The 9592-nt window shown below is 66.9% G+C and carries 10 protein-coding genes and 1 pseudogene; 6 read left to right on the top strand and 5 right to left on the bottom strand.

Annotated features, from left to right (window positions below):
• Nucleotides 1-189 precede the first annotated feature (189 nt).
• Complete coding sequence (locus V6M49_RS17585; protein WP_332762367.1) at nt 190-774, bottom strand: GlcG/HbpS family heme-binding protein; 585 nt, start codon at nt 772-774, stop codon at nt 190-192.
• 287 nt (nt 775-1061) lie between these two features.
• Between V6M49_RS17585 and V6M49_RS17590 the strand changes: the two genes are divergently transcribed.
• The 3 genes from V6M49_RS17590 (at nt 1062) to V6M49_RS17600 (ending at nt 3321) form a co-directional block, all read left to right on the top strand.
• Nucleotides 1062-2324 carry a sensor histidine kinase gene (locus V6M49_RS17590; protein ID WP_332762368.1) on the top strand — a complete coding sequence of 421 codons (1263 nt, stop codon included), beginning with the start codon at nt 1062-1064 and terminating at the stop codon, nt 2322-2324.
• Nucleotides 2321-2947, top strand: a complete 627-nt coding sequence (locus tag V6M49_RS17595) for a response regulator (RefSeq protein WP_248763014.1) — start codon at nt 2321-2323, stop codon at nt 2945-2947. Before V6M49_RS17590 ends, V6M49_RS17595 begins: the two co-directional genes overlap by 4 nt.
• Before the next feature lie 170 nt (nt 2948-3117).
• Nucleotides 3118-3321 (top strand): cold-shock protein, encoded by a 204-nt coding sequence (locus V6M49_RS17600; protein WP_013599688.1) that lies wholly within the window; start codon nt 3118-3120, stop codon nt 3319-3321.
• Nucleotides 3322-3398: 77 nt separating this feature from the next.
• Here V6M49_RS17600 and V6M49_RS17605 read toward each other — a convergent pair whose 3' ends face one another.
• On the bottom strand, nt 3399-4532 hold the full coding sequence (locus tag V6M49_RS17605) for an acyl-CoA dehydrogenase family protein (RefSeq protein ID WP_141141936.1): 1134 nt from the start codon (nt 4530-4532) through the stop codon (nt 3399-3401).
• Between the two features lie 163 nt (nt 4533-4695).
• Between V6M49_RS17605 and V6M49_RS17610 the strand changes: the two genes are divergently transcribed.
• Nucleotides 4696-6432, top strand: a complete 1737-nt coding sequence (locus V6M49_RS17610; protein WP_141139299.1) for an AMP-binding protein — start codon at nt 4696-4698, stop codon at nt 6430-6432.
• A gap of 2 nt (nt 6433-6434) precedes the next feature.
• Nucleotides 6435-6941, top strand: coding sequence for a MarR family winged helix-turn-helix transcriptional regulator (locus V6M49_RS17615; protein ID WP_104063182.1), 507 nt, complete (start codon nt 6435-6437; stop codon nt 6939-6941).
• 33 nt (nt 6942-6974) lie between these two features.
• Here V6M49_RS17615 and V6M49_RS17620 read toward each other — a convergent pair whose 3' ends face one another.
• Nucleotides 6975-7553: a helix-turn-helix domain-containing protein gene (locus tag V6M49_RS17620; RefSeq protein WP_332762392.1), complete on the bottom strand. Its 579-nt coding sequence runs from the start codon at nt 7551-7553 to the stop codon at nt 6975-6977.
• A 66-nt stretch (nt 7554-7619) separates the two neighbouring features.
• Here V6M49_RS17620 and V6M49_RS17625 point away from each other — a divergent pair, with 66 nt between their 5' ends.
• Nucleotides 7620-8594, top strand: coding sequence for an NAD(P)/FAD-dependent oxidoreductase (locus V6M49_RS17625; RefSeq protein ID WP_332762394.1), 975 nt, complete (start codon nt 7620-7622; stop codon nt 8592-8594).
• Nucleotides 8595-8601: 7 nt separating this feature from the next.
• Here V6M49_RS17625 and V6M49_RS17630 read toward each other — a convergent pair whose 3' ends face one another.
• Both V6M49_RS17630 and V6M49_RS17635 read right to left on the bottom strand, forming a co-directional pair.
• The gene (locus V6M49_RS17630) at nt 8602-9378 is read right to left on the bottom strand and encodes an enoyl-CoA hydratase (RefSeq protein ID WP_141139295.1); all 777 of its coding nucleotides are present in this window, start codon (nt 9376-9378) and stop codon (nt 8602-8604) included.
• Between the two features lie 94 nt (nt 9379-9472).
• Nucleotides 9473-9592, bottom strand: a pseudogene (locus V6M49_RS17635) (3-hydroxyisobutyrate dehydrogenase); the annotation flags it as partial.

The following is a 9592-nucleotide window of genomic DNA, read 5'->3' on the forward strand; positions in this document are numbered from 1 at the left end:
GACGGTCCGGACGGGGGCTGGCTGCCGGGGCTGACCAGGACGGACGACGGCGGCGACTCCTGCCGTTGCGGCTCGCCGGGACCCGCCTGGCAGGCGGCCAGGCAAGCTGATACACCGCCCGCCAGAAAGAGGATTGCCGCCGCCCTGCGTGCCCGGCGCCAGGTCCTGAACCGCCTCATGGAGCCGAGCCTACTTGGCCGGGCCGGCAGCTGCAGCGGCGATGGCCTCGGCGCCGGCGGTGGCGCAGGCCTCGTCCAGGTTGCCGTCGGGGGCACCGCCCACGCCGATGCCTGCCACGGACACACCATTGACCTTGAGCGGGACGCCGCCGGGCAGGAACAGGGTGCCGGGGAGGTCCGCGATGCTGGGCCCGTTGCTGTTGACGCGCTTGGCCAGCTCGCTCGTTGGTGCACCGAACGCGGCCGCGGTGTAGGCCTTCTGCTGGGCTGCTTCGATCGTGTGCTCGGCGGCGTTGTCCCCGCGCAGGAGCGCCTGGACGGTGCCGAACCTGTCCACCAGGGCCACCGTGACGAACGGCAGCTTGTCAGCCTGGCATTTCGCAAGGGCTGCCCGGACCGCATCGGCCGAGGCACCCGCGGTGATGCGGTTCTGCGCCACCACGGTCTCCGGCGCCTGCGGGATATCGACGGCGGGTACCACGGCGGGAGCGGCCACTTGGCTGGTCCCGGCGTTGGCTGCAGCGGTCAGCCCTCCCGTCAGCAGCAAAGCTCCTGCGGCAGCAGCGGCGGCGGCAATCTTGTTGGACTTCTTCACGGTGTTTCTCCTTGGGTTGATGGACTCACGTTGCAGGACGCACGTTGCAGGACGCACGTTGCAGGACGCACGTTGCTGGACGTAGGTTGCTGGACTCACGTTGGCGGAATCCATTGGAACGGGCTTCGGCTCCATCCATCCTGTCCGGCCCCGCCCGAACAAACATCGGGCCTTTGGCTGCGCCCCGCTCCCCCGGATGGCCAGCAGCATCAGCCAAAAGGCGGAGAGACCAGCAACGGCGCGGGCAATAGCATGGGATAGAACGCCCCTGACCTGAACCGGACCCCATGCCCTCCCCAGCCACTCCCCGTAAAACCCTGACCGACGGATCCCCGCCGACCACCGGACCCGCCCAGCCTCGTGGACCGGCCGGCGCCCCTGGCCAGTTCGGCCGGATCGACACCGCCGTCCACCTTGGCTTCGCTGTCCTGCTCGTCGCTTCGGCCGTCCGCTATGCCATGCGGCACAGCCTGCAGGACAACCTGCTGGTCCTCGGCCTGGCTGGAACGGTGTGCGCGCTCTACGCCGTCATCGCCGTACTGGCCCGGCAGAGACGCCCTTGGGCGGTCTGGATGCTCGTGTTTGTGGCCGTCTGGGCAGCACTGGTCATCGCCGCACCCAGCTTCGCCTGGTGTTCCTTTGCGATCCTCTTCCTGTGCCGGACAGCCTTTACGGGCGTCGTGGGTTACGTGGCGGCAAGCGCGACGGCGGCCGCCACCGCCGTCGGGCTGTTCCGGCTCAGCGACGGGACGGACCTGGCGATGCTGCTGGGGCCGCTCGCCGTCGGCGTGATGCTGACGCTGATCTATGACCGGATCGAGCACGACGCCGCGGAGCAGCGCCGTCTCCATGCGGAGGTATCGCTGGCACACGGGCAGCTGGCGGCCAGCGAGCGCCTGGCCGGCACCATCGCCGAACGCGAGCGCGTATCGCGGGAGATCCACGACACCGTGACGCAGGGCCTGGCCAGCAGCCTGCTGCTCCTGGAGGCCGCTGACCGTTCGTGGCCAGGCCAGGCATCGCGCCAGGAACTCAACCAGGCTACGGAACTGCTGCGCCGGAATCTCTCCGAGACGCGCAATCTGGTCCACGAGCTCGCCTCCCCGGGCCTCGACGCATCGCCGCTTCCCGAAGCCCTGCACCAGGCGGCCGCCCAGTACGTCCCGCACGCCCGGCTCCTGGTCACCGGCGAACCGAGGGACGTCCCGGCGGACGTCCGGCACGCCCTGCTGCGGGTGGTCCAGAGCGCGGCCGCGAACATCCAGCAGCACGCAAACGCCGCCACCACAACCCTGACGCTGGGGTTCCTTCCCGGCTCCGTCACCCTGGACATCTACGACGACGGGACGGGCTTTGACCCGTCGGCGGCAGCACCGCCGTCGGACGCCGGAGGCTACGGGCTGCGGGCCATGCGCCAGCGGGTGGAGCAGCTGGGCGGGGTATTCTCGGTGGAAAGTTCCCCCGGCGAAGGGACCATCGTGGCCGCACAGGTGCCGGCCCGGGTGCAGTCAGCGCCACCTGGCCAGCAGATGACAGCGGAGGACGCATGACTACCATCACTGTCCTCCTGGTGGACGACCACCTGGTGGTCCGGAGCGGACTGAAGGCGCTGCTGGGTACGCAGCCTGACTTTGACGTGGTGGCCGAGGCCGCCTCCGGCGAGGAAGCGCTGGGGCTAGTGGAACACCACTCCCCTGACGTGGTGGTGATGGACCTGGCCATGGGCGCCGGAATGGACGGGATCGAGGCCATCAGGCAGCTGCGGCAGCGCAACAGCCGGCAGGCCATCCTGGTGTTCACCACCTACGATTCCGACGCGGACATCGTCCGGGCGGTGGACGCCGGTGCCATGGGCTACCTCCTCAAGGACGCCGCCCCGGACGAAATCTTCGCCGCCATCCGCGGTGCCGTGCAAGGGAAGAGCGTCATGAGCGCCCCCGTGGCCTCCCGGCTCTTCCAGCAGCTGCGCAATCCCGACGAGGTCCTGACGCCCCGGGAGGCGGAGCTGCTGAGCCTCCTGACCGAGGGGCTCAGCAACCGGGAACTGGGCCAGCGGCTCTTCATCTCGGAGGCCACCGTCAAGACCCATCTGGCGCATATCTACGCCAAGCTCGGGGTGGAGACCCGCGCCGCGGCGATCGCCACGGCCATCCGCCGGGAGGGCATGCGCTAGCCCGCAGCGGTCAATTCCCGTGTACCACTTCTGTAACAGCGGTGACACTTGATGACTGCAGCTATTGCACGCCCACCGCGCAGCCCCTAGGTTTGAGACAGCGGACTACAGACTCCGCGTCTGCCTGCCGTCCGAGCAGGACCAGAAAAGGGTTACAAAGGAAGTTAGCAATGGCAACAGGCACAGTTAAATGGTTCAACGCTGAAAAGGGCTTTGGTTTCATCGCTCCGGACGACGGATCCGCCGATGTTTTCGCGCACTATTCCGCAATCGCCAGCAGCGGCTACCGCTCGCTGGATGAGAACCAGAAAGTCGAATTCGATGTGACCCAGGGCCCCAAGGGCCCGCAGGCAGAGAATATTCGCCCGCTCTAAGGTTCTGATCAACTGCCCTGACCGTGCTGCAAAGCATGGCCAGGGCAGTTTTTTCTTAAGTTCTTTCCGGTGAATTGCTAGACGAAGGCCGATTTTCCGGTAACGGCCCGGCCAACAATCAGCGAATTGATTTCGTAGCTGCCCTCATAGGTATAGAGGATTTCGGCATCACCAAACAGCTTGCCCATTTCAAAGTCCGAGCTGATCCCGTTGCCGCCCAGCAGCGACCGTCCCATCGCCACCGACGCGCGGGCCAGCCGGGTGCACGTGGATTTTGCCATGGCCGCCTGCGCCATCTCCAGCTTGCCGTCCGTCTGGATCCGGGCGAGCTGGGCCATCAACGCCAGTGACGCGGAGGCGTTGCCCAGGATCTCCGCCAGTTGCTGCTGGACCAGCTGGAAGCATGCCAGTTCCTTGCCGAATTGCTTGCGTTCCAGGGAGTAGGAACGGGCGACGTCGAAGGCGGCCAGCTGGATCCCGGCACCTTGCCAGCCAACCCAGGCGCGCGAATCCCGCAGGAGGTCGTTGGCTTTGGAGAAGTCCGTGGCGCCCGGCAGCATGTTGGACGCCGGAATCCTGACGTTGTCCAGCACAATGTCAGCGTTCTGCATGATCCGCAGGCCGATCTTGTTGGCAATCTTGGTTGCTCGGTAGCCAGCGCGGTCCGTCTCCACAATGAAGCCTTTGATGTGCCCGTCCGCAGCGTCGCGCGCCCATACCAGGGCAAAGTCCGCGATGGTCCCGGAGCCGATCCAGCGCTTCGCGCCGTTGATCACCCACTCGCCGCCCTCCAGCCGCGCGGATGTTTCCAGCCCGCCGGCGATGTCCGAGCCGTGCTCCGGTTCGGTCAGGGCGAAGGCGCCCAGCTGGGTAAAGTTCTTCAGGCCAGGCAGCCACCGCTGCTTCTGTTCCTCGGAACCGAGGGCGTCGATCATCCCCACGATCAGTTCGTTGTGGATCCCCACGAGTGCCGACAGTGAAACGTCCGCCCTGGCCACTTCGACGTACATCAGGCCCTTGAAGAGCTTGGACGTGCCGTCCGTCTGCAAGGTGCCAAGCCCGTGCTTGCCCATCTCCGCCAGCAGCCCGAACGGGAATTCCTCGCGGTTCCAGTAGTCAATGGAGGCCTGCCGCACGGTGGACTGCAGGAACGCCCGGATCTCCAGGTAGCGCTCACGTTCCGCCGCGGGCAGGAGGTCCACGATGTGCATCAGGTCTGCCTCTGGATAGGGCGGGGCTTCGGTCACAACACGCTCACGTCCTTGTGGCTGCACGCTTCATATCCCTTCGGTCTTCCAAACCCTTGGATGTCCTAGTATATTGCACAGGGATGGATTCTTAGTGATGCGCATCACTGGACGAAAGGTGTCCCCCATGTCAGTCACCGATGACTTCCGCGAGGCACGCGACCGCCTGCTGACCCTGCATTCCGACTACCACCAGGCCAGGCGCGAGTTCGTGTGGCCGCGCTTCACGGAATTCAACTTTGCCCTCGACTGGTTCGACCAGATCGCCGCCGATCCTGAGAAGGCGGGCAATCCGGCCCTGGTCATCGTGGAGCAGGACGGATCGGCTACCCGCCGGAGTTTCGCGGACCTGGCCGCCCGTTCCAACCAGGTGGCCAACTGGCTGAGAAGCCAGGGCATGCGCCGCGGGGACCGCATGATCGTTATGCTGGGCAACCAGGTGGAGCTCTGGGAGCTGATGCTGGCCGGGATCAAGCTGGGCATTGTCCTGATCCCCACCACCACCCTGATGGGTCCGGAGGACCTGGCCGAACGCGTGGAGCGTGGCGAGGCGGGCTGGGCCGCCGTCGGGCGTTCCAACATCGGTAAGTTTGCCGGCGTCCCCGGCGATTACCGCCTGATCGAAATCGGCGGGATCGGCACCGCCGCAACAACCACGGCCACCGCGGGTGCCCTCCAATACACGGATTCGACGACGGCGGCAGTCACCTTCACAGCCGACGCCCCCACCCACGCGGACGAGACGCTGCTGCTGTATTTCACCTCCGGAACCACGTCGAAGGCCAAGCTGGTGGAGCACACCCACACGTCGTACCCGGTGGGGCACCTCTCCACGATGTACTGGATCGGCCTGGAACCCGGCGACGTGCACCTGAACGTGGCGTCGCCGGGCTGGGGCAAACACGCGTGGTCCAATTTCTTCGCCCCGTGGATCGCGGAGGCGTGCGTATTTGTCTACAACTACGCACGGTTCGACGCCCGTGCCCTGATGGAGCAGATGGACCGCGAGCATGTCACCAGCTTCTGCGCCCCGCCCACCGTCTGGCGGATGCTCATCCAGGCGGACCTGAAAGTGCTGAAGACCCCACCCACCAAGGTGGTCTCCGCGGGCGAACCGCTGAACGCCGAAGTGATCGAGCAGGTCCAGCGCGCCTGGGGCCAGACCATCAGGGACGGCTTCGGCCAGACCGAAACCACCGTCCAGGTGGCCAACACGCCCAGCCAGCCGGTCACCATCGGCGCCATGGGGCGGCCGCTTCCCGGCTACGACGTTGTGCTGGTGGATCCGAACACGGGGGAAGAAGCCGAAGACGGCGAGCTGTGCCTCCGCCTGGACCCCCGGCCGGTGGGGCTGATGAAGGGCTACTACGGGGACGCGGAACGGACCGCCGAGGCGTTCCGCGGCGGCTATTACCACACGGGCGACATGGCCAGCCGGGACAAACACGGTGTCATCACCTACGTGGGCCGCGACGACGACGTCTTCAAATCCTCCGACTACCGGCTCTCGCCGTTCGAACTGGAGAGCGTGCTGCTGGAACACCCCGCCGTGGCCGAGGCGGCGGTGGTTCCGTCGCCGGATGCGGTCAAGCTTTCGGTCCCCAAGGCCTATGTTGTGCTGGTGTCCGGGCTGGAGCCGGGGCCGGAGCTGGCCGAGGACATCCTGCGGTACTGCCGCGAACACCTGGCGCCGTTCAAACGGATCCGGCGGCTGGAATTCGCGGCGCTGCCCAAGACCATCTCGGGCAAAATCCGCCGTGTGGAGCTGCGGCACAATGAGGTGCTCCGGCATGGCGGGGGCGCGCACCCGGACGGCTTCGGTGTGGAGTACTCCGAGGCGGATTTCCCGGGGCTGAAGGGCTGAGGATGGCCGCGCCACTGCCCCGGGACCCCATCGCGGACGCCCAACGGAACTGGGAGGAGCACGGCTGGGCCGATGTCGCCGCCCCCATGGCTGCGATCACCGCGATCATGCGCACGCAGCAAATCCTGCTGGCCCGGATCGAGGGCGCCCTGAAACCGTTCGGGCTGACCTTCGCCCGCTACGAACTGCTCGCGCTCCTCAGCTTCGCCCGCAGCGGTGCGCTGCCCATGAACAAGGCGAGCGCCCTGCTCCAGGTCCATCCCACCTCGGTGACGAACGCCGTCGACCGTTTGGAAGGCTCGGGACTGGTGACCCGTTCGCCGCATCCCACGGACGGCCGCACCACCCTGATCGAGCTCACCGCGGAGGGGCGGATCGTTGCCAAACGGGCGACGGCGGTGCTCAACACCGAGGTGTTTGGCCAGTCGGGGTTCGACGCCGCCGATGTTGACCAGCTGATCCGCATCCTGGGTACTTTCCGCCGGAACGCCGGGGACTTTGCGGACTAGCGGCGTCCCTTAGCGTTTGGCAGCCCAACGGGTCTAGGAGCGCGGCTTGGCTCTGACGTGCATGCGTTCGCCCTGGGTTCCAAAGAGGCTCAGGAACTCCACCGCTTCGGTGTTCGCCCGGCCGAACCAGTGGGGCACCCGGGTATCAAATTCGGCTGCTTCGCCGGGCCCCATCACCAGGTCCCGGCCGCCCAGGACCATCCTGAGTTTTCCGTTGAGCACATACAGCCATTCGTACCCGTCGTGGACCTGGGGGTCCGGCTGGTCCGGCGTGCCGGCCGGCAGGATGTGCTTGTAGGCCTGGATCCCGCCGGGCCGCCTCGTCAGCGGGATGATGGTCATGCCGTGCCGGACCATGGGGCGCAGGTGCAGGCGGGGATCGCCCGTGGCGGGAGCCCCGACGAGTTCGTCCAGCGGGACCCGGTGCGCTTTAGCCAGCGGCAGCAGCAACTCCAGGTTGGGGCGGCGCTGCCCGGATTCCAGCCGTGAAAGTGTGCTGACCGAAATCCCGGTGGCCTCGGCGAGGGCCGCCAGGGTGGTGTTGCTGTTGAGGCGGAGGGCCCTGAGCCGCGGCCCCACCGCTGCCAGCACGTCGTCGAATTCTTCATCCATTGGCCCAGTTTGCCATTCCAGCAACTTTCCTTGCCACCCTGAGCAGGTGCCGCGGAGCATGGAGGCATGAGAACACACAATGAAAGCACCTGCGACGTCCTGATCATCGGTGGAGGGGCCGCCGGCCTGAGCGCCGCGCAAATGTTGGGCCGGTCGCGCCGTTCCGTGGTGGTGGTTGATAGCGGCGAACCCCGCAACGCCCCCGCCCAGGGGGTCCACGGATTCCTGTCCCGCGATGGTGTCAGCCCCGCCGAGCTCCTGAGGATCGGACGTGCCGAAGCCGAGCACTACGGCGCACGGATAGTGGAGGGCGAGGCTGTTGCCGCTGCGGGCAATGCGACCGACGGTTTTTCCGTGACCCTGGCGGACGGCACCGTGATCCGCGGGCGCCGCCTGCTGATCACCACCGGGCTGGTGGACGAATTGCCGGGGATTGCCGGGCTCCGCGAGCGCTGGGGCAGGGACGTGCTGCACTGCCCGTTCTGCCACGGCTGGGAGGTGCAGGATCAGGCCATCGGCATCCTGGGCAACGGGCCTTGGTCCGTGCACCAGGCCCTGCTCTTCCGGCAGTGGAGCGGCAACATCACCCTGTTCCTGAACGACCTGACCCTTCCCACCGACGACGAGCTGGAGCAGCTGGCCGCCCGGGGCATCAGCGTGGTTGCGGGCGCCGTTGAATCATTGCGGGTGGAGCAGGACGTCCTGCGCGGTGTCGCCTTGGCCGGCGGACCCGAAATCGCAGTGGACGCGGTAGTGGTGGGACCCCAGGTGCGCGCACGGCTGGGCGCCTTCGCCGGACTTGGCCTCGAGCCGGCACCCCATCCCCTGGGGATCGGGGACTTCCTGGAGACCGATGCCGACGGCGCCACCGCGGTGGCGGGGGTGTGGGCGGCGGGCAACGTGACGGACATGCGTGCGCAGGTCCTGGCCTCGGCGGCGGCTGGTGCGTGGACCGCCGTCGTGATCAACAACCATCTGATGGCCGAGGAACTGGCCGCAGACGTCGCGGCCCACCGGGAATCCCTGTCGGTTGCCCGGTAATTACCGGTCAGCGGTGGGTGAACTCGGGCTGCCGTTTTTCCGTAAAGGCGGCCATGCCTTCCTTCTGGTCCTCGCTGGCAAAGAGGGAGTGGAAGATCCGGCGTTCGAACAGGACACCTTGGGCGAGTCCCGTTTCAAAGGCCGCGTTGACGGCTTCCTTCGCAAGCATGGCCACGGGCTTGGACTTGGACGCGATGACCTCCGCGGCCTTCAGCGCCTCCTCCACCACATTCTCCGCGGGCACCACGCGCGAGACTAGTCCGGAGCGTTCAGCCTCCTCGGCGCCGATGAAGCGCCCGGTGAGGATCATGTCCATGGCCTTGGCCTTGCCCACGGCGCGGGTGAGCCGCTGCGAACCGCCCATGCCCGGCAGCACGCCGAGGTTGATCTCCGGCTGGCCGAACTTGGCGTTGTCCCCGGCGATGATGAAATCGCACATCATGGCCAGCTCGCAGCCGCCGCCCAGGGCGAAGCCGGACACGGCCGCGATGACCGGGATCCGCAGCCGGGTGAAGTCCTCCCAGCCCCGGAACCAGTCTGCGGCGTACATGTCCATGTAGCCCTGCGAGGCCATTTCCTTGATGTCGGCACCCGCGGCGAACGCCTTGGTCGAGCCGGTGATCACCACCGCGCCCACGCCGGGGTCGGCGTCCATGGCGGCGACGGCTGCCACGAGCTGGTCCATGGTGGCTTTGTCCAGGGCGTTGAGCGCCTCCGGCCGGTTGAGCGTGACCAGCCCTACCCGGCCGCGCTGTTCCACAAGGATGTTCGTGTACTCCGTCATGCCTGACCTTTCAGCTGTTTTCGCGTGTTGCTCGTGCTGCAGAGTTGCTTGTGCTGCAGATGGTTTTCGCGTGTTGCCAGTGCTGCAGATGGTGCTAGTGCTGCGATTTGTCGCGGATATCGGTGATGATTCCGGAGAAGTCCCGGCCGGCTCCGCCTTCAGCGGCAAACGTATCGTAGATTTCCGAGGCGAGCGGTCCCAGCCGGGCCGCCAC

Origin of the sequence: Pseudarthrobacter sp. (assembly GCF_036675385.1) — a bacterium.
GTDB lineage: Bacteria > Actinomycetota > Actinomycetes > Actinomycetales > Micrococcaceae > Arthrobacter.

Excerpts from the sequence above, each read along its gene's own strand:
- V6M49_RS17595 (WP_248763014.1), top strand. The coding sequence starts at position 2,321 with ATGACTACCATCACTGTCCTCCTGGTGGACGACCACCTGGTGGTCCGG.
- V6M49_RS17625 (WP_332762394.1), top strand. The coding sequence starts at position 7,620 with ATGAGAACACACAATGAAAGCACCTGCGACGTCCTGATCATCGGTGGA.
- V6M49_RS17605 (WP_141141936.1), bottom strand. The coding sequence starts at position 4,532 with ATGCACATCGTGGACCTCCTGCCCGCGGCGGAACGTGAGCGCTACCTG.
- V6M49_RS17600 (WP_013599688.1), top strand. The coding sequence starts at position 3,118 with ATGGCAACAGGCACAGTTAAATGGTTCAACGCTGAAAAGGGCTTTGGT.
- V6M49_RS17620 (WP_332762392.1), bottom strand. The coding sequence starts at position 7,553 with ATGGATGAAGAATTCGACGACGTGCTGGCAGCGGTGGGGCCGCGGCTC.
- V6M49_RS17590 (WP_332762368.1), top strand. The coding sequence starts at position 1,062 with ATGCCCTCCCCAGCCACTCCCCGTAAAACCCTGACCGACGGATCCCCG.
- V6M49_RS17610 (WP_141139299.1), top strand. The coding sequence starts at position 4,696 with ATGTCAGTCACCGATGACTTCCGCGAGGCACGCGACCGCCTGCTGACC.
- V6M49_RS17630 (WP_141139295.1), bottom strand. The coding sequence starts at position 9,378 with ATGACGGAGTACACGAACATCCTTGTGGAACAGCGCGGCCGGGTAGGG.
- V6M49_RS17615 (WP_104063182.1), top strand. The coding sequence starts at position 6,435 with ATGGCCGCGCCACTGCCCCGGGACCCCATCGCGGACGCCCAACGGAAC.